The sequence below is a fragment of the Acidovorax sp. sif0632 genome, assembly GCF_019218805.1.
GTDB classification, from domain to species: domain Bacteria; phylum Pseudomonadota; class Gammaproteobacteria; order Burkholderiales; family Burkholderiaceae_C; genus Acidovorax; species Acidovorax facilis.
The window spans coordinates 44410-62585 of sequence record NZ_JAHUWW010000003.1; the positions used below are offsets into that span (position 1 = coordinate 44410).

An 18176-nucleotide genomic window follows, 5' to 3' on the forward strand; every position below is an offset into this window, starting at 1 on the left:
TCAGGGGGCAGAAACGCCCCGCTCCACATCATCAAAACCGGGAACCGGCGGAGGCTCGCGCCGCGCAAGGGTGACCGTGAACTCGGCGCCGCCCCCTTCCGCGCTGGTGGCAGAAATTGTGCCTCCATGCGCTTGCACGACGGCCTTGCAGATCGCCAGACCCAGGCCCACACCCGGGGTTGCGGACTCCGCCTGGCCCCGGGTGAATTTTTCAAACAAGGTGTGCTCTTTGCCACGCACCGAAGCGGGCAGGCCCGGGCCATGGTCCCGCACCTTCAGCACCAGCATGTTGTCGGTGGTGGATGCTTTCACCACCACCGGCGCCGCGCCATATTTGGCCGCATTTTCCAGAAGATTCACCAGCACGCGCTCGATGAGCACAGGGTCAAACTCCACCAGCGGCAGGTCGGCGGGCAACTCCGTGCGTACGGGCATGTCGCCCAGCGCTGGCCTGGCGGCCCGAATGGCCGAGCCGACCACTTCTTCCACCGACTGCCAGTCCCGCCGCAGGTGGACGCTCTGCCCCGACACATCGCTCTCCAGCCGCGCCATGTCCAACAGGTTGCTGACCAGCGCATTGAGCTGATGCGCCTGGCGCACGATGGATTGGGCCACGGCGCCCGTCTCTTGTGGCGGCGCACTCTGTAGCGACTCGGCCAGCGTGATCAAGGCCGTGAGGGGCGTGCGCACATCGTGCGACACCGCGCCCAACAGAGCATTGCGCAGCCGCTCCGACTCCATGTCCACCACGGCCTGCTGCGCAATGTTCACGTAGTGCACACGCTCCAGGGCAATCGCGATCTGCCGCGCCAGGGTGTCAAGCTGCTGCGCCTGTTCCGGGATCAGCAGCCAGCGGGGCTGGGCGGGTTCCAGCGCCAGCACACCACGCACGCGCATGGGGGCCTTCAGCGGCACGTAGCGCCAGGTTTGTGCAGCCAGGGTGCTGGTCGCCAGCCCGGCGCTCTGGCCCTGGCGCAAGGTCCAGTCCGCCACGCTTTTGTCAAAGCCCGGCGGCAGGTCATCGGGGTACTGAAGGCGGTCCGACGCGTCCAGCGCCACCACCACGGCGCGCCCCCCAAAATGCCCCTGCACGGCCGCCGCGCCAATCTCGATGACCTGGCTGGTCTCCAGCGCTGCAGACAGCTCGCGGGTCAGTTCAAACAGTGACTGGGCCCGCCGCTCCCGGCTGATCGACACCCCGGCCGCAAACCGCAACCCGGCCGTGAGTTGCCCCACCAGCAGCCCCACGCCCAGCATCACGGCAAACGTGACGATGTACTGCACATCACTCACCGCAAACGACAGGCGCGGCGACACGAAGAAAAAATCGAACGCCAGCACATTCAGCAGCGCCGCCATGGCTGCGGGCACCCGGCCAAAGCGCATGGCCACCGCGACAACTCCCACCAGGTAGAGCATCACGATGTTGGTCAGCTCCAGCAAACCATGCAGCGGCGTTGCCAGCACCGTGACGGTAATGCTGGCGCCCAGTGCCCACAAAAAACCTTGCCAGCGATGGCGCCCTCCGCCGGGTTCGCCCACATCTCCGTCATCGTCCAGGCCCACATGGCGGTCCCACAGCGCCTGGGGCAGGCGCCGTGAGCTGCCCGCATGCGCTGCCTCGACGATGTCGAGCGAAGGTGCCCGTTCGGCAAGGTCGCGCGCAACGCCCTTGGCTGCCAGCAGCTTGCGCCACCCAGCCCGCACGGCGGGGCGCCCCAGCACCAGCGTGGCGCAGTTCAAATGCAGCGCCTGGGTCGCAAGGGCTGGCGCCACGCGGTCGCCGGTCAGCACGGCCGTCTCGGCCCCCAGCTCCTGCGCCAGTTGCAGCACGGCCAGAATCTTGTCGCGCTGGGCGGCCTCCAGGCGCTGCAGCCGGGGTGTCTCCACATAGGCGGCATGCCACTTCACATTGAGCTGCCCCGCCAGGCGGGCGGCTGTGCGCACTGTCTGTGCCGCGTCTTCGTGGGGCCCGACACAGGCCAGGATGCTGCCCGAGGTGTTCCAGGCACTGGCCACGCGGCTGCCAGAAGCACCCGACTGCTCCACCCGCCAGCCCAGCACATCGTCTTCCACATGCTCCGCCGTGCGCCGCAGGGCGATCTCGCGCAGGGCGATCAGGTTGCCTTTGCGGAAGAAGCTCTGCGCCGCACGTTCGGCCTGCTGGGGCACGTAGACCTTGCCAGCGCCGAGGCGGGCAATCAGCTCGTCGGGCGTGGCATCGACCAGCACCACTTCATCGGCGTTGTCCAGAACGGTGTCGGGCACGGTTTCGTGCACGCGCACACCGGTGATGGCCCCCACCGTGCCGTTCAGGCTCTCCAGATGCTGAACATTGAGCGCGGTCCACACATCGATGCCAGCAGCCAGCAACTCCTGCACGTCCTGCCAGCGCTTAGCGTGGCGGGAGCCCTGCACGTTGGAGTGCGCGAGCTCATCTACCAGCAAGATGGCGGGCTTGCGGGCCAGGGCTGCGTCGAGGTCAAACTCGGAAAGGCTCCGTCCCCGGTAATCCACCTGCTTCAGGGGCAGGGATTCCAGCCCGTCCAGCAGCGCAGCGGTCTCCGCACGGCCATGGGTTTCCACCACGCCGATCAGAATATCGCGCCCCGCGCGCCGTTCGCGCTGGGCCGCACTCAGCATGGCCCAGGTCTTGCCAACCCCGGCATTGGCGCCGAAGTAGATGCGCAGCTTGCCCCGCTGGGTCTGCGCTTCCTGGGCACGCAGTTGCGCAATCAAGGCGTCGGGGTCGGGGCGCGGGATGTTAGTCATGCATCAACGAGTATCGGTGCCAAGTCAATGTCAGCCCAAGTCAGAGCACATTAGCGCAGGCCATCCAGCGCCAGGTTCAGCGCCAGCACGTTCACCCGTGGTTCACCCAGCAGCCCCCACAAGGGTTGCTCCGCGTGCTGGCCAATCACGGCGTTCACGCTGGCCACCGGCAGGTTGCGGGCGCGCGCCACGCGCCCTGCCTGGTACTGCGCCGCAGCCAGGCTGATGTGCGGGTCCAGGCCACTGGCAGAGGCGGTGACCAGGTCCACCGGCACGGGGGCCGTGTTGCCGGGGTCGGCCGCGCGCAGGGCTTCCACACGCGCTTTCACGGCATCAGTCAGCGCCGGATTGAGCGGCCCCTGGTTGGAGCCGCCAGACGCAGCCGCGTTGTACGGCATGGGCGCCGTTGCGGATGGACGACCCCAAAAATGCTGGGGGTCGGTAAAGCTCTGGCCGATCAGCGTCGAACCGACCACCTGGCCATTGCGCTGCACCAGGCTGCCAGCTGCCTCCTTGGGGAACACGGCCTGGGCAGCGCCCGTCACGGCCAACGGGTAGAGCAAGCCGGTCAACACGCTCAACAAGGCAAACAGCACCAGCGCGGGGCGAAGAATGTTTTTCATCAGAATCTCCTCAGATCAGCCCGACGGCCACAAGTATCCAGTCAATCAGCTTGATGCCCACAAACGGCACCAAGAGCCCGCCCAGCCCATAGATGGCCAGGTTGCGCCGCAGCAGCGCAGCCGCGCCCACCGGGCGGTAGCGCACGCCGCGCAGTGCCAGGGGAATCAGGAACACGATCACCAGCGCATTGAAGATCACGGCCGACAGGATGGCGGACGACGGGCTGGCCAGCTGCATGACGTTGAGCGCGGACAGCTGCGGGTAGGTGGACACGAAGATGGCCGGCACGATGGCGAAGTATTTCGCTACATCGTTCGCGATGGAGAACGTGGTCAGCGAGCCGCGTGTCATCAAGAGCGCCTTGCCGGTCTCCACCACCTCCAGCAACTTGGTGGGGTTGGAGTCCAGATCCACCATGTTGCCCGCCTCCTTGGCGGCCTGCGTGCCACTGCCCATGGCCACGGCCACGTCGGCCTGAGCCAGCGCGGGGGCATCGTTGGTGCCGTCGCCGGTCATGGCCACCAGGCGGCCTTCGGCTTGGTATTTGCGGATCAACTCCAGCTTGTCTTCGGGTGTAGCTTCGGCCAGGAAGTCGTCCACCCCCGCCTCGGCCGCGATGGCCGCTGCCGTGAGCTTGTTGTCGCCGGTGATCATCACGGTTTTGATGCCCATGCGGCGCAGCTCGATGAAGCGCTCCTTGATGCCCGCCTTGACGATGTCCTTAAGTTCCACAATGCCCAGCACATGGCTGCCATCGGCCACCGCCAGGGGCGTGCTGCCGCGCAGGGCCACCTGGTCGGCAGCGCTCATGACATCCTGGGGCATCTTGCCGCCCAAGGCTTCCACATGCTTGGCCAGTGCCAGCACGGCGCCCTTGCGCAGCATGGTGCCCGCAAATTCCGGCTGCCCCTCGCCTGCGGGCAGGTCCACGCCGCTCATGCGGGTCTGGGCCGTGAAGGGCACCAGCTTGACGCCCTGCGGGTTCTGGCCATCCACGCCAGCGCGGCGGGCCAACTCCACAATGCTGCGGCCTTCAGGCGTTTCATCTGCCAGCGACGCCAGCAAGGCGGCGCGCGCAAGGCGCTCCTTGGACACACCCGGCGCAGGCAAAAATGCGCTGGCCTGGCGGTTGCCGTGAGTGATGGTGCCGGTCTTGTCCAGCAGCAGCACGTCCACGTCGCCTGCGGCCTCCACAGCCCGGCCCGAGGTGGCGATCACATTGGCCTGCATCATGCGGCTCATGCCAGCCACCCCCACAGCAGACAGCAGGCCGCCAATGGTGGTGGGGATCAGGCACACCAGCAGGGCCACCAGCGCGGTCAGCGAGACCACCGTGCCCGCGCCCGACGCCTGCACGCTGAAGATCGAAAACGGCAGCAGGGTCACGGTAACGACCAGGAACACGATGGTCAGCGCCACCAGCAAAATGGTCAGCGCGATCTCGTTGGGCGTTTTCTGGCGCTTGGCAGCTTCCACCATGCCAATCATCCGGTCGAGGAACGACTCGCCCGGGTTGACTGCCACGCGCACCACCAGCCAGTCGGACAACACACGGGTGCCGCCGGTCACGGCAGAAAAATCGCCACCGGATTCGCGCACCACGGGGGCCGATTCGCCGGTGATGGCGCTCTCGTCCACCGAGGCCACGCCCTCGATCACCTCGCCATCCAGCGGGATCACGTCACCCGCCTCCACCAGCACCACGTCGCCCCGGCGCAGGTTGGTGGCCAGCTCGGGCAAAAATGCTGCGCCGTGAACCGGCTCCTTGAGCTTCTTGGCCCAGGTCTCCTTGCGCAGCCCGCGCAGCGAGGCTGCCTGCGCCTTGCTGCGCCCTTCTGCCAGCGCCTCGGCAAAGTTGGCAAACAGCACGGTAAACCACAGCCAGACCGTGATGGCCAGCACAAACGCCGGGCGCATGCTGGCATCCTCTGGCGCATTGAGTGCATGCAGCCACAGCAGCGTGGTGAAGATGCTGCCGATGTACACGATGAACATCACCGGATTGCGCCACTGCACAAACGGGCTCAACTTGGCCAGCGCTCCCCAGAGCGCAGTCTTGATGAGTGCTGCATCCAGCAGCGAAACGGAAGAAGTTTTTTTCTTGGTCATTGCCATACCTCACTGAACCCGGAGCATCAGGTGCTCCACCATCGGACCCAGGGCCAGGGAGGGCACGTAGTTGAGAAGACCCACCAGAAGCACGGTGCCGATCAGCAGCGTGACAAACAACGGCCCGTGCGTGGGCATGGTGCCCGCCGTGACAGGCAAGCGCTTCTTGGCCGCCAGCGAACCCGCAATGGCCAGCACCGGCACGATCACGCCGAAACGGCCCAGCCACATCGCCAGCCCCAGCAACAAGTTGTAGAACGGCGTGTTGGCCGACAGGCCCGCAAAGGCGCTGCCGTTGTTGTTGGCGGCAGACGTCAGCGCATACAGAATTTCCGAGAACCCGTGCGCGCCCGGGTTGGCGATGCCCGCCCTGCCCGCGTCCGTGGCCACGGCAATCGCCGTGCCCACCAGCACCAGAATGGGCGTGACCAGGATGGCCGCCGAGGTGAGCTTCATCTCACGCACCTCGATCTTCTTGCCCAGGTACTCCGGTGTGCGGCCAATCATGAGGCCCGCCATGAAGACGGCGAGGATGGCAAACACCAGCATGCCGTAGAGGCCCGTGCCAACGCCACCAAACACCACTTCGCCCAGTTGCATCAGCACCAGCGGCACCATGCCGCCCAAAGGCGTATAGGAGTCGTGCATGGAGTTCACAGCACCACAAGAGGCGGCAGTGGTCACGGCAGCGAACAGTGCCGACGCATTGATGCCGAACCGCACCTCCTTGCCTTCCATGTTGCCCCCCGCTTGCAAGGCACTGGCGGTTTGCTCCACGCCCAGGCCCACCCATTGCGGATTGCCGACTTTCTCAGCGGAAACCACAGCGATCACGGCCACCACAAACATCACCGTCATGGCCGCCAGGATCGCAAAGCCCTGGCGTTGGTCGCCCACAACGCGGCCGAACGCAAAACACAGTGCAGCGGGAATCAGAAAAATCGCCAGCATCTGCACGAAGTTGGTCAGGGCCGTCGGGTTCTCATAGGGATGGGCGGAGTTGGCATTGAAAAAGCCGCCTCCGTTGGTGCCCAGCATCTTGATGGCTTCCTGCGATGCCACCGGGCCCATGGCCAGGGTCTGGGTGTTGCTTGTCTTGGCTTCCATCACCGGCGCGCCATCGCTGCCCACCACCGGCTGGCCCGATGGGTCGAGCTTGGGCACTTCATAGGCCGTTGTCTCCAGCGTCGCCACATCCTTGTAGGCGTCAAAGTTCTGGATCACGCCCTGCCCGACCAGCACGATGGAAATCACAAACGCGATGGGCATCAGCACCCATGCCGTGATGCGCGTGACATCGGCCCAGAAGTTGCCGACAAAGCCCTGGCCGTCGGTACTGCGCGCTGCAAAGCCGCGCGCCAGCGCAAACGCCACGGCGATGCCGGTGGCCGCCGAGAAGAAGTTCTGCACCGACAGGCCCAGCATCTGCGTGAGGTAGCTCATGGTGGACTCGCCCCCATAGCCCTGCCAGTTGGTGTTGGAGACAAAGCTGATGGCAGTGTTGAAAGAAGAATCACCCGACACTGCGGCCATGCCCTGCGGATTGAGCGGCAGCAGGTGCTGCAAACGCTGCAGGCCATACACCGCAAAAGCGCCGATGGCATTGAACGCCAGCAGCGCCAGCGCATAGCTGCGCCAGTGCATCATCTGATCCGGCGCGACCCCAGCCAGCTTGTACAACGGTTTTTCGATGGCATGCATCCACCGTGGCAGGCGGCCTTCACACACTGCGGCCAGCCATTTGCCAAGCGGCCACGCCAGCACGCCCAGCACGATCAAAAAGAGCCCCAGCAGGCTCCAGGCAGAGGTATCCATCTCAGAACTCCTCCGCGCAGATCAGCGCAAACACCAGATAGGCCAGCAAGACCAAGGCCACGATGGCGCCAAAGCCGTAGAGCATTTCCATGCCGATCATGAACGCTCCCCCTTGGCCGGGCCGAACTTGCCCAGCAAAACCACGGCCTCAGCCATGACCACCCACAACGCCGCCAGTGCGGCAATCCATAACACGTCCATCGACAACTCCTGCATCAGAACAGGTGTTTGATTCTGAGAAGGTGGCCGTAAAAAGTGTGCACAGACTGAAGGGAGAGCCGTAAAAACGGCGTAAAAATCCAGAGCAAGACGCCGGATCGCAGAAGCGCCTACAACCAGCCCGCCCTGCGAAAACGGTAGTACAGATAACCGCAGGTGCCGGCGATGAGTGTCAGCGCCGCCGCATAGCCATAGCGCCATTTCAGCTCGGGCATGCTATCGAAGTTCATGCCCCAGATGCCCGCGAATGCCGTGCACACGGCGAACAGGCTGGCCCATGCGGCCAGGCGCTTGACGACCTCCCCATCCTCGATCGTGACCATGGACAGGTTGACGTGGATGGCCGTGCCAATGGTGTCGCGGATGGAGTCAATCGAGGTGTTGATTCGGCTCAGGTGGTCCACCACATCACGAAAATATTCCTGCGAACCCATGCAGATCTGCGGAACACGCCCTCCGTGCAACTTAGCTGCCCCCTCCAGCAGTGGAGCCACCGCATGCTTGAGCAACGTGAGGCGCTGCTTGAGTTCATACAGCCGCCGGATGCTGGCCCGCGCGGCACCTTGCGTAAATATCTGCTGCTCGATGGTTTCCAACTCGACTTCCAGCGCATCGATGACGGGGAAGTAGCGGTCCACCACTGCATCCATGAGTGCATACAGCACAAAGCCGGGCCCGTTGCGTAGCAATTCAGGCTCTTGTTCACAGCGCGTACGCACATCCACAAAGCCACGTTGGCTGCGGTTGCGCACCGAAACCACGTAGTTCTTGCCAACAAAGATATTGAGTTCACCCAGCCGTGACATCGTATCGGCAGCGCCACTGGATTCGAGCAAGTGCAACGCCACGAAGAGCGAGGATGCGTACTCCTCGACCTTGGGCCGCTGGTGACCATGCCGGGCGTCTTCCACCGCCAGCGGGTGCAGGCCGAACTCCGCTTGCAGTTCATCCAGCTCTTCAGCATTGGCATCCTGCAAGGCCACCCACACGAAACACCCGGGTAGAGAGATGTGTTCGCTGATCTCGCTGACGGGAATATCGGCCAGCTTGGTGCCGTCCTCATACACAACACAGTTGATCAACACCGCAGCACCTCTTGCAAACAGAAAGGAAGATGCAGGTGATCTTGCCATTGGTGCCCACCTCAACATCCACGGGCTTGCGCAACATTTACGACGTGGGCTGCAATTTTTGCGAACTTTATACGCAGGCTTTCCTACGCTTGTGATCTTGTCTTTTTCTCAAAATTTGCTGCCATGAATCCCGCTTCTTCCAAAGTACTCGCCTTCGCACTGCTGACTGCGATTCCCATGCTGGCCAGTGCCCAGCTCACCGGCAAGGTCAGCCTGACCACCAACTACAAGTTCCGTGGCCAGGACCAGGACGTTTCCAAGTCCAAAGCGGTCAAGCCTGCACTGCAAGGCGGTTTTGACTATGCCTTCGGCGACACCGGCTGGTACGTGGGCAACTGGAACTCCAGCGTGGACTGGCTGGCCAACAACTCGCTCGAATCCGACCTGTACGGCGGCTACAAGTTCAAGGCTGGCGGCGCCGACCTGGATGTGGGCGCCCTGACCTACATCTACCCCGGCAACAGCAACGGAAACACCACCGAGCTGTATGGCGCGGCCACCATGGGCCCCTTCACAACCAAGTATTCGCACACCATCTCCAAGGACTACTTCGGCTTTGCCGGCGCCAAGGCTGGCTCGGGCCTGAAGGGCCGCAACACCGGCTACCTGAACTTCGCGTTTGCGCAGGAAGTTGCCCCCAGCGTGACGGTGAAGGCCTCGGTCGGCTTCACGCGCTTTGCCAGCGACATCAAGGACCTGGGCGTGCCCAACTACATGGACTACAGCGTGGGCGGTGCCTACGACTTCGGCGGTGGCCTGTCGCTGGGCGCGGCCGTGGTCGGCGCCAACAAGAAGGCCTTCTTCGGCCATGTCAACAAGTCGCGCGTGATCGTCACGCTGACCAAAACCCTGTAACCCCGTTCGCTGCAGGCCAGCGGCACGCCTTCACATCGCGCACCGCAGCGCCCGCATCCCAGCCACCCGCAGCCGCTCTTTCAGCGCGGCGGGTGCCAGCACTTCGAACTCCACATCGAGCGCCATCAGCCAGTACACCAGCGAATCGTTGGCGCCGCATTCCAGCTGGCACCGCTGCCCCTCATCGAGCGCCGACACCCCACCTGCCGACTGCGGAATGCGTCTGGCCATTTCTTGATACGGTGCATGCAACACAATGCGCGCCTGTTCGGCATGGGGCGCCACAGCAATCGAACGTGAAACGTATGCCTTCAGATCCCCGCCATCGGGCGACACCCGGGGCGCGAAATGGGCACCCACCGTGGGAGCCCCCACGATGCGGTCGATACGGAAGGTGCGCCAGTCCTCCCGCACCCGGTCCCACGCCACCAGGTACCAGCGGTGGCCGGTATGGGCCAGGCCCTGGGGCTCCACGCTGCGTTCGGCGCTGCGGCCCTTGCTGTCGCCGTAGGTGAACGCCAGGCGCAACTGGTCACGGCAGGCCGACGCCAGTGTGGCCAGCAGCGAGGCATCCACCACCGGCCCGACACGGTCCATGGGCAGGATGGTGGAGCGCAGTGCATCCACCTGCTGCCGCAGGCGGGCGGGCATGGCCTGCTCCAGCTTGACCAGGGCCCGAAGTGCGGGCTCTTCAATGCCGCCGACCGCGCCGGCCGTGGCAGTGCGCAGGGCAATCGACACGGCCAGCGCTTCGTCGTCGTCCAGCAGCAAGGGCGGCAGCGCCTGACCGGCCCGGAAGGCATAGCCACCCGCCACGCCGCTACTGGCATGCACGGGGTAGCCCAGCTGGCGCAGGCGATCGATGTCGCGCCGCAAGGTGCGCGGGTGCACTTGCAGGCGCTCGGCCAGTTCCGGCCCCATCCAGTGGTTGCGCGTCTGCAGCAAGGAGAGCAGACGCAGCAGGCGGGTTGATGAAGTGAGCATGGCGCGACTTTACTTTCTATTGCGGACTGAAATTGTCCGCAATGGCTTTTACAGTGGCACCACCTTTTCTTCCACAACCACCCAAGGAGCTTTCCATGTCCATCGTTCTCTATTGGCATCCCATGTCCAGCGCCACCCCCATCGCCTGCGCCCTGACCGAGCTGGCCGTGCCCCACGAACGCGTGAAGATCGACATCCGCACCGGCGAGCAGCGCCGCCCGGAATACCTGGCCATGAACCCCAACGGCAAGGTGCCAACCTTGACTGTGGACGGCGCCCCCATGTTCGAGGCCCTGGCCATCCACCTCTGGCTGGGCCATCGCTTTGGCATTGAGCGCGGGCTGTGGCCCGCTGCGGGCACGCCCGAGGCGCTGCAGGCCCTGTCGTGGTGCACTTGGGCGTATGTGACCTATGGTGCGCTCGTGGGACGCCTGCATGTGGCAACCGAAGGAGAAGAGGTTTGGCGCAACGCCGCCCAAGCAGAAGCCCTCCTGCGTCAACTGAGCGAGTTGCTGGCAGTGCTGGACGCGCGGCTGGCCCTGCAATCCTGGATGCTGGGTGCCGACTATTCGCTGGTGGATTTAGTAGTGGGCTCGGTGCTGGGCTACAGCATGTACCTGGGCGCCCCCGTCAACGCGCACCCGCATGTGCAGGCCTGGCTGGCACGGGTGCAGGCACGCCCGGCGATGCAGATCGACGCTTGAAGACGGCGCGCAGAACGATGGGCGCTACAGCAGCACGATGTCGTACTGCTCCTGCCCCATCGCGCTCTCGGATTGCAGCGAGATCGGCTTCTTGATGAAGTCCGAGAGACCAGCCAGGTGCTGGCTTTCCTCGTCCAGGAACAGCTCCACCACGCGGGGCGACGCCACCACGCGGAATTCGCGCGGGTTGAACTGGCGGGCTTCGCGCAGGATCTCGCGCAGGATGTCGTAGCACACGCTGCGCGCGGTCTTCACGCTGCCCTTGCCCTGGCAGGCCTCGCAGGGCTCGCACAGCATATGGGCGAGGGATTCGCGCGTGCGCTTGCGCGTCATCTCCACCAAACCCAGCTGCGAGAAGCCACCCGCCATGGTCTTCACGCGGTCGCGGGCGAGCTGTTTTTTGAACTCCGCCAGCACGGCCTGCTGGTGGTCGTCGCGCACCATGTCGATGAAGTCCACGATGATGATGCCGCCCAGGTTGCGCAGGCGCAGCTGGCGGGCAATGGCCTGGGCGGCCTCCAGGTTGGTCTTGAAGATGGTGTCGTCGAAGTTGCGTGCCCCCACGTAGCCACCGGTGTTCACATCGATGGTGGTGAGCGCCTCGGTCTGGTCCACGATGAGATAGCCGCCAGACTTCAAATCGACGCGGCGCCCCAGGGCTTTGGCCACCTCTTCGTCGATGGAGTACAGGTCAAAAATCGGGCGTTCGCCCTTGTAGTGCTGTAGCTTGCCGGCAGCCGCTGGCATGAACTCCTGCCCAAACGCCCGCAGGCGCTGGAACTGCTCCATCGAGTCGAGCCGGATGGTCTGCGTATGGTCACCCACCAGATCGCGCAGCACGCGCTGCAGCAGGTCCAAATCCTGATGGAGCAGCGACATGGCAGGCAGCTTGAGCGATGCCTCCTTGATGCGCGCCCAGGTCTTGCGCAGGTAGGCGATGTCTTCAGCCAGCTCCGCATCGGTCGAATCCTCGCCGTTGGTGCGCAGAATGAAGCCGCCGCCACCGCCCGTGGATTTATCGCCCACCAGCGCCTGCAGCCGCGCGCGCAGCGCATCGCGCTCGGCAGGCGGAATCTTCTGCGACACGCCCACATGGTCGTCCTGCGGCAGAAACACCAGCAGGCGCCCGGCCACGCTGATCTGCGTGGACAGTCGTGCGCCTTTGGTGCCAATCGGGTCCTTGATGACCTGCACCATCAGCGCCTGCCCCTCGAACACCTGCTTTTCAATCGGCACCTGCGGCTCGTTCTTGCGGGCGAATGCTGGCGGCTCGCCATCGGGCTGGCGCTGCCACACATCGGCCACATGCAAGAAGGCCGCACGCTCCAGGCCGATGTCGATAAAGGCGGACTGCATGCCCGGCAGCACGCGCGACACCTTGCCCAGGTAGACATTGCCCACCAGGCCGCGCTCCAGCGTGCGCTCGATGTGCAGCTCCTGCACGGCGCCGTGCTCCACCACGGCCACGCGGGTTTCCTGGGGCGACCAGTTGATCAGGATGTCTTGTTGCATGGCGTTGTTGTTGTCTGTTGTTGCTGTCGCCTAGATGGCGAAACCTGCCGCGCGCAGCAGCTGTGCCGTCTCGTACATCGGCAGCCCCATGATGCCCGAATAGCTGCCCGCCAGGTGCTCCACATACGCCGCCGCCCGGCCCTGGATGCCGTACGCCCCCGCCTTGCCCAGTGGCTCGCCAGTGGCGACGTAGGCGTCGATCTGCGCGGGCGTCATCGCGGCAAAAGTGACGCGCGACACCGACAGCGCGCTCAGGCGCTTGGGGCCCACCTGCAGCGCCACGGCGGTGAGCACGCGGTGCTCGTGGCCCGCCAGCTCGGCCAGCATGCGCGCGGCATGGAGCGCGTCGTCGGGCTTGCCGTAGATGGTGCGGCCCAGCGTCACGGTGGTGTCAGAGCACAGGATGGGCGCATCGGGCAAACCACGGCGGGCACGCCGGGCCACAGCCGCGTCGAGCTTAAGGGCGGTCACGCGCTCCACATAGGCCGTGGGCGCTTCACCGGGCAGCACCACCTCGATGGCTTCCGCGTCTTCGGGCTCGTCGCCGTCCACATTGGGCAGCAGCAGTTCGTGGCGCACGCCCAGTTGCTCCAGCAGCTGGCGCCGGCGGGGGCTTTGGGAGGCGAGGTAGATGAAGTCAGGCATGAACAGATTTTGATTAAAAATCGGCTCTAGCGCTTACCCATCAAGCGCTAGTAGCTATAAAAAATATAGTATTCCACCCACACCCCGATCCAGGCCTCATTCTCGGTGGTAGGGGTGCCCCGCGTTCACCGACCAGGCGCGGTACAGCTGCTCGATGAGCAGCACCCGCACCATGGCGTGTGGCAAGGTCAGGTCCGAGAGGCGAATGCGCTCGTGCGCGCCCTGGCGAAAGGCCGGGTCCAGCCCGTCGGGGCCGCCGATGACCAGAGCCACATCGTCACCGCCCAATTGCCAGCCTTTCAAGCGCTCGGCCAGAGCCTTGGTGGTGAGATTGGTGCCGCGCTCATCCAGCGCCACCACGCGCGTGCCACGGGGGATGGCCGCCTCGATGCGCTCGCGCTCGGCCGCGTAGAGCGTCTCCAGCGTCTTGGAGCCGCGCGGTTCGGTCTTGACGGCTTTGAGTTCGACCTTGAGCTCCGGCGGAAAACGCTTGGCGTAGTCGTCGTACGCCGTCTGCGCCCAGTCGGGCACGCGCTGGCCCACGGCCACGATCAGCAGCTTCATGGCAACTCAGGCGCGGTGCGCGGGTACAGGTGGTAGTCGATGGGCCGAGGCTGCAGTCACTTGCGGCCCGGTGCCCTCTTGACGGCGGGCTTGGCGGCTGCTCCGCCACGCGCGGGTGCGGGCTTGGCGGCAGCGGTCTTGCTACGGGGGGCCGATGGCTTGACGACCACGGTCTTGATCGGTGCCTTGGTCGCTGCGGGCTTCTTGGGGGCAGTGGCTGGCTTTGCGGGCGCCTTGGCCGGTGCGGCCTTGGCACTGCTGCTTTTTGCAGGGGTCTTGGCTGGGGCCTTGGCGATGGCTTTGGCAGGTGCTTTTGCGGTTGTCTTGGCTGCAGGTTTGGCAGCAGATTTAGCAGGTGCGGCAGCTGACTTGGCAGCTGTTTTGGCCACGGCCTTGACCGTAGCTTTGCCCGACCGGGCCGGCACGGCTGGTGCCGTTGCCTTTTTGGCGGTCGCCTTGCCTGCAGCCTTGGCATCGGACTTGGCAGCCTTCTGGGCCGACTTCTTTTCGGCCAAATCGGTGGCAGCGCTGGAAACAGGCTTGGCGGCGCCCAGCTTCAGGCGCACGGGCGTATCGCCCCACAGCTCTTCCAGGCGGTAGTACTGGCGGATGGCGGGCTGCATGATGTGCGCCACGGCGGCGCCGCAGTCCACGATGATCCATTCGCCGTTGTCTTCGCCTTCGATGCGCGGCTTGGTAAAGCCCGCTTCCTTCACCGCGTCGCGCACGCTGGCGGCCAGGGCCTTGGTCTGGCGGTTGGAGGTGCCCGATGCCACGATCACCCGTTCAAACAGCGGCGAGAGATGCTCGGTGTTGAAGACCTGGATGTCTTGCGCCTTGACGTCCTCCAGTCCATCAACGATGGCGCGCTGGAGTTTGGTAACGTCTTTTTTGGCGGCGGTTTCCGATTTGGTGGAGGTGGTCATCAGGCGGTGATTAGAGAGGAAATGGAATCAATATAGCGTGCAACGCAGCGCGCAACCAGTGGGGCTGCGCCTTGGGTGTTGCGCAGCTGTTGCGCGTTGGCGCTGCGTCCGTTTGAGGTGTTTTTGGCCTCTTGCGCTGGTGTGAAAAGCGCGGGCAGCTATTGAAATTATAGCTTTTGCGCTTTTCAAGGCTTTCAAACCGCTGCAGCCGACTCGCCAGCCAGCCAGTCGCGCCGCAGCAGAAAGCGCTGCGTGAGATCAGCTTCGGCGGAATCGGCCGCATCCGAACGCTGGTACGACCACGCCACCAGCGGCGGCATGGACAGCAAAATGGACTCGGTGCGCCCACCCGACTGCAGGCCAAAATGTGTGCCCCGGTCCCAGACCAGGTTGAACTCCACATAACGGCCGCGACGGTAGAGCTGGAAGTCCCGCTCGCGCTCGCCGTAGGGCGTGCCCTGGCGCTTTTCCACGATAGGCAGGTAGGCCTTCAAAAAGGCGTCGCCCACCGACTGCGTCATCGCCAGGCTTTGCTCAAAGCCCAGCTCGGAGAAGTCGTCATAGAACACGCCACCCACGCCTCGCTGCTCGCTGCGGTGCTTGAGGTAGAAGTATTCGTCACACCATTGCTTGAAGCGCGGGTACTTGTCGTCACCAAAAGGCGTCAATGCATCACGGCAGGTGCGGTGAAAGTGCACCGCATCTTCCTCAAAGCCGTAGTACGGCGTGAGGTCCATGCCACCGCCAAACCAGCAGGTCGGCGCTTGCCCAGGGTGACCAGCCGCGATCATGCGCACGTTCATGTGCACCGTCGGCACGTAGGGATTGCGCGGGTGGAACACCAGCGACACGCCCATGGCCTCGAACGGTGCGCCCGCCAGCTCGGGCCGGTGCTGCGTGGCCGAGGGTGGCAGCTGGGGGCCGCGCACATGGCTGAAGCCGCAACCCGCGCGCTCGAACACGCGGCCGCCTTCCATGATCTTGGTGATGCCGTCGCCTTGCAGTGGCTCCCCGGGAGGCTTGCTCCAGGCGTCGGCCAGAAAGCGTGCACTGCCCTCGCCTTCAGCGGCTTCCACGGCTTCCAGCGCATCGGTGATGCGGGCCTGAAGGCCCTGCAGATAGCCGCGCACACGGGTCACCGTGTCGGCGGTGTTCAGGCTTTGTGCATCTGCCATCAGCTTTTCAGGGCACGGAAGCCGATATCGCGGCGGTACTGCGCACCATCGAACTGGATGCCGCGCGCCACGTCATAGGCACGCTGCTGCGCCTGCTTGACGCTGTCGGCCAGCACCGTCACGCACAACACGCGGCCACCGGTCACGCTGACCACACCGTCTTTCAGCTGCGTGCCCGCATGGAACACCACGGCATCGTCCGCCTCGGCTGGCAGGCCGGTGATGGGGTCACCCTTGCGCGGGTTCTCCGGGTAGCCATGGGCGGCCATGACCACGCCCAGTGCGGTGCGGCGGTCCCATTGCAGTTCCATCTGGTCGAGCTTGCCGTCAGCGGCAGCAGCCATCACGTCGCTGAAGTCGCTTTTCAGGCGCATGAGGATGGGTTGCGTCTCGGGGTCGCCCATGCGGCAGTTGAATTCGAGCGTCTTGGGCTGGCCCTTGGCGTCGATCATCAGGCCGGCGTACAGGAAGCCGGTGTAAGGGATGCCATCCTTTTCCATGCCACGGATCGTGGGCAGAATGATCTCGCGCATGGCGCGGGCATGTACATCGGCCGTGACCACTGGCGCGGGCGAATACGCACCCATGCCGCCGGTGTTGGGACCTTCGTCGCCGTCTTTGAGGCGCTTGTGGTCCTGGCTGGTGGCCAGGGCCAGCACGTTCTTGCCATCGCACAGCACGATGAAGGAGGCTTCCTCGCCTTCGAGGAATTCCTCGATCACCACGCGCGCGCCACCTTCGTTGTGGGTCACGCCGTATTTGTTGTCCACCAGCATGAAGTCCACAGCATCATGGGCCTCCTGCAGCGTCATGGCCACGACCACGCCCTTGCCCGCCGCCAGGCCGTCGGCCTTGATGACGATGGGCGCGCCCAGCCGGTCCACAAACGCGTGGGCCGCAGCGGGGTCGGTGAAGGTGTCGTAGTCGGCGGTGGGGATGCCATGGCGGCGCATGAAGGCTTTGGAAAAGGCCTTGGAGCTTTCGAGCTGGGCAGCAGCCTTGGTGGGGCCGAAGATGCGCAGGCCATTGGCACGGAACTCATCGACCACACCGGCCGCCAGTGGCGCCTCGGGGCCCACCACCGTCAGTGCGATCTTTTCGGCCTGCGCCCACACACGCAGTTCGCGCACGTCGGTGATGGCCACGTTCTCGAGCTTGGAATTCAGCGCGGTGCCGCCGTTGCCCGGCGCCACGTACACCTTGGTCACCTTGGGGGACTCGCTCAGTTTCCACGCCATCGCGTGTTCACGGCCGCCGCCACCAATCACAAGTACTTTCATAGGAACCTTTGGTGAACCCTGCTCGCAGCGCTGGGCTGCTTGGCGGGGTTCGGGGAAATATCAGTCGGAAAACAAGTCAGCGCAAGAAAAAAGCGGCGGTCCACAGGCGCAATGTCACAGGGCAGCGTTGTGGTAGACCTCCTGGGTATCGTCCAGGTCCTCCAGCACATCCAGCAGCCGCTGCATGCGCGCCGCGTCGTCGCCCGTCAGTTCGATGGTGTTTTCAGGCCGCATGGTCACGCCCGCCACTTCGGGCGTCAGGCCTGCCGCTTCCAGGGCATTCTTCACGGCTTCAAAGTCGGCGGGGGCGGTCAGCACCTCTACTGCGCCGTCGTCGTCGGTCACCACGTCTTCGGCCCCCGCCTCCAGCGCCACTTCCATCACCTTGTCTTCGCTGGTGCCGGGGGCAAAAATCAGTTGGCCGCAGTGCTTGAACTGAAAAACCACCGAGCCCTCGGTGCCCATGTTGCCACCGTGTTTGCTGAACGCGTGTCGTACTTCGGCCACGGTGCGCACCCGGTTGTCGGTCATCGTGTCGATCATGATCGCTGCGCCACCAATGCCATAGCCCTCGTAGCGGATTTCCTCGTAGGTCAATCCCTCGGCGTTGCCCGTGGCCTTGTCGATGTTGTACTTGATGCGGTCGGCGGGCATGTTGGCCGCCTTGGCCTTGTCCACCGCCAGGCGCAAGCGGGGGTTGGCTGACAGGTCGCCGCCACCGGCGCGGGCGGCCACAGTGATTTCACGAATGATGCGGGTCCAGATCTTGCCGCGTTTTTCATCCTGGCGCCCTTTGCGGTGCTGGATATTCGCCCATTTACTGTGTCCTGCCACGAGAAGTCCTTTTGTATTGATTTAA

The 18176-nt window shown here is 64.5% G+C and carries 16 protein-coding genes; 2 read left to right on the top strand and 14 right to left on the bottom strand.

Translation table 11 applies throughout. From position 1 onward, the window contains the following. The 6 genes from KW832_RS10185 to KW832_RS10210 all read right to left on the bottom strand — a co-directional run bounded on the left by KW832_RS10185 (position 1) and on the right by KW832_RS10210 (position 8624). Positions 1 to 2772 carry a DUF4118 domain-containing protein gene (locus KW832_RS10185; protein WP_218299815.1) on the bottom strand — a complete coding sequence of 924 codons (2772 nt, stop codon included), beginning with the start codon at positions 2770 to 2772 and terminating at the stop codon, positions 1 to 3. A 50-nt stretch (positions 2773 to 2822) separates the two neighbouring features. Continuing rightward, on the bottom strand, positions 2823 to 3395 hold the full coding sequence (gene kdpC / locus KW832_RS10190; RefSeq protein ID WP_218299816.1) for a potassium-transporting ATPase subunit KdpC: 573 nt from the start codon (positions 3393 to 3395) through the stop codon (positions 2823 to 2825). Between the two features lie 10 nt (positions 3396 to 3405). Continuing rightward, positions 3406 to 5505 (bottom strand): potassium-transporting ATPase subunit KdpB, encoded by a 2100-nt coding sequence (gene kdpB, locus KW832_RS10195; RefSeq protein ID WP_218299817.1) that lies wholly within the window; start codon positions 5503 to 5505, stop codon positions 3406 to 3408. A gap of 9 nt (positions 5506 to 5514) precedes the next feature. Beyond that, positions 5515 to 7320 carry a potassium-transporting ATPase subunit KdpA gene (kdpA, locus tag KW832_RS10200; RefSeq protein ID WP_218299818.1) on the bottom strand — a complete coding sequence of 602 codons (1806 nt, stop codon included), beginning with the start codon at positions 7318 to 7320 and terminating at the stop codon, positions 5515 to 5517. A 1-nt stretch (position 7321) separates the two neighbouring features. Then, entirely contained in the window at positions 7322 to 7420 is a 99-nt protein-coding gene (locus KW832_RS10205; protein WP_056414695.1) for a potassium-transporting ATPase subunit F, read from the bottom strand. A gap of 229 nt (positions 7421 to 7649) precedes the next feature. Next, a complete protein-coding gene (locus tag KW832_RS10210; protein ID WP_218299819.1) occupies positions 7650 to 8624 on the bottom strand; it encodes a magnesium and cobalt transport protein CorA in 975 nt (324 codons plus the stop codon). A 171-nt stretch (positions 8625 to 8795) separates the two neighbouring features. Between KW832_RS10210 and KW832_RS10215 the strand changes: the two genes are divergently transcribed. Then, positions 8796 to 9527 (top strand): TorF family putative porin, encoded by a 732-nt coding sequence (locus tag KW832_RS10215; protein WP_218299820.1) that lies wholly within the window; start codon positions 8796 to 8798, stop codon positions 9525 to 9527. A 30-nt stretch (positions 9528 to 9557) separates the two neighbouring features. Here the strand turns inward: KW832_RS10215 and KW832_RS10220 are convergent, their stop codons facing one another. Beyond that, positions 9558 to 10511 (bottom strand): YafY family protein, encoded by a 954-nt coding sequence (locus KW832_RS10220; protein WP_218299821.1) that lies wholly within the window; start codon positions 10509 to 10511, stop codon positions 9558 to 9560. Positions 10512 to 10606: 95 nt separating this feature from the next. On the opposite strand from KW832_RS10220, the gene KW832_RS10225 reads away from it, so the two are divergent. Then, entirely contained in the window at positions 10607 to 11215 is a 609-nt protein-coding gene (locus tag KW832_RS10225; protein WP_218299822.1) for a glutathione S-transferase family protein, read from the top strand. 24 nt (positions 11216 to 11239) lie between these two features. On the opposite strand, the gene rng is transcribed toward KW832_RS10225, so the two are convergent. The 7 genes from rng to KW832_RS10260 form a co-directional block, all read right to left on the bottom strand. Continuing rightward, positions 11240 to 12727, bottom strand: coding sequence for a ribonuclease G (rng, locus tag KW832_RS10230; protein ID WP_121420308.1), 1488 nt, complete (start codon positions 12725 to 12727; stop codon positions 11240 to 11242). Positions 12728 to 12757: 30 nt separating this feature from the next. Further along, complete coding sequence (locus tag KW832_RS10235) at positions 12758 to 13372, bottom strand: nucleoside triphosphate pyrophosphatase (RefSeq protein WP_218299823.1); 615 nt, start codon at positions 13370 to 13372, stop codon at positions 12758 to 12760. Between the two features lie 96 nt (positions 13373 to 13468). Next, on the bottom strand, positions 13469 to 13936 hold the full coding sequence (gene rlmH / locus KW832_RS10240) for a 23S rRNA (pseudouridine(1915)-N(3))-methyltransferase RlmH (protein ID WP_010458753.1): 468 nt from the start codon (positions 13934 to 13936) through the stop codon (positions 13469 to 13471). Between the two features lie 56 nt (positions 13937 to 13992). Continuing rightward, complete coding sequence (gene rsfS / locus KW832_RS10245) at positions 13993 to 14862, bottom strand: ribosome silencing factor (RefSeq protein ID WP_218299824.1); 870 nt, start codon at positions 14860 to 14862, stop codon at positions 13993 to 13995. A gap of 194 nt (positions 14863 to 15056) precedes the next feature. Then, a complete protein-coding gene (hemF, locus tag KW832_RS10250) occupies positions 15057 to 16037 on the bottom strand; it encodes an oxygen-dependent coproporphyrinogen oxidase (RefSeq protein WP_218299825.1) in 981 nt (326 codons plus the stop codon). Further along, positions 16037 to 17317 carry a phosphoribosylamine--glycine ligase gene (purD, locus tag KW832_RS10255; RefSeq protein WP_218299826.1) on the bottom strand — a complete coding sequence of 427 codons (1281 nt, stop codon included), beginning with the start codon at positions 17315 to 17317 and terminating at the stop codon, positions 16037 to 16039. Before purD ends, hemF begins: the two co-directional genes overlap by 1 nt. Positions 17318 to 17431: 114 nt before the next feature. Beyond that, a complete protein-coding gene (locus tag KW832_RS10260) occupies positions 17432 to 18151 on the bottom strand; it encodes a YebC/PmpR family DNA-binding transcriptional regulator (protein ID WP_218299827.1) in 720 nt (239 codons plus the stop codon). Positions 18152 to 18176: the final 25 nt, after the last annotated feature.

Bases quoted from the DNA above. Each gene is read 5' to 3' on its own strand.
- hemF (WP_218299825.1), bottom strand. From the start codon at position 16,037: ATGGCAGATGCACAAAGCCTGAACACCGCCGACACGGTGACCCGTGTG.
- KW832_RS10225 (WP_218299822.1), top strand. From the start codon at position 10,607: ATGTCCATCGTTCTCTATTGGCATCCCATGTCCAGCGCCACCCCCATC.
- rlmH (WP_010458753.1), bottom strand. From the start codon at position 13,936: ATGAAGCTGCTGATCGTGGCCGTGGGCCAGCGCGTGCCCGACTGGGCG.
- kdpC (WP_218299816.1), bottom strand. From the start codon at position 3,395: ATGAAAAACATTCTTCGCCCCGCGCTGGTGCTGTTTGCCTTGTTGAGC.
- purD (WP_218299826.1), bottom strand. From the start codon at position 17,317: ATGAAAGTACTTGTGATTGGTGGCGGCGGCCGTGAACACGCGATGGCG.
- KW832_RS10220 (WP_218299821.1), bottom strand. From the start codon at position 10,511: ATGCTCACTTCATCAACCCGCCTGCTGCGTCTGCTCTCCTTGCTGCAG.
- rng (WP_121420308.1), bottom strand. From the start codon at position 12,727: ATGCAACAAGACATCCTGATCAACTGGTCGCCCCAGGAAACCCGCGTG.
- kdpB (WP_218299817.1), bottom strand. From the start codon at position 5,505: ATGACCAAGAAAAAAACTTCTTCCGTTTCGCTGCTGGATGCAGCACTC.
- KW832_RS10215 (WP_218299820.1), top strand. From the start codon at position 8,796: ATGAATCCCGCTTCTTCCAAAGTACTCGCCTTCGCACTGCTGACTGCG.
- KW832_RS10235 (WP_218299823.1), bottom strand. From the start codon at position 13,372: ATGCCTGACTTCATCTACCTCGCCTCCCAAAGCCCCCGCCGGCGCCAG.
- rsfS (WP_218299824.1), bottom strand. From the start codon at position 14,862: ATGACCACCTCCACCAAATCGGAAACCGCCGCCAAAAAAGACGTTACC.
- KW832_RS10185 (WP_218299815.1), bottom strand. From the start codon at position 2,772: ATGACTAACATCCCGCGCCCCGACCCCGACGCCTTGATTGCGCAACTG.
- KW832_RS10205 (WP_056414695.1), bottom strand. From the start codon at position 7,420: ATGATCGGCATGGAAATGCTCTACGGCTTTGGCGCCATCGTGGCCTTG.
- kdpA (WP_218299818.1), bottom strand. From the start codon at position 7,320: ATGGATACCTCTGCCTGGAGCCTGCTGGGGCTCTTTTTGATCGTGCTG.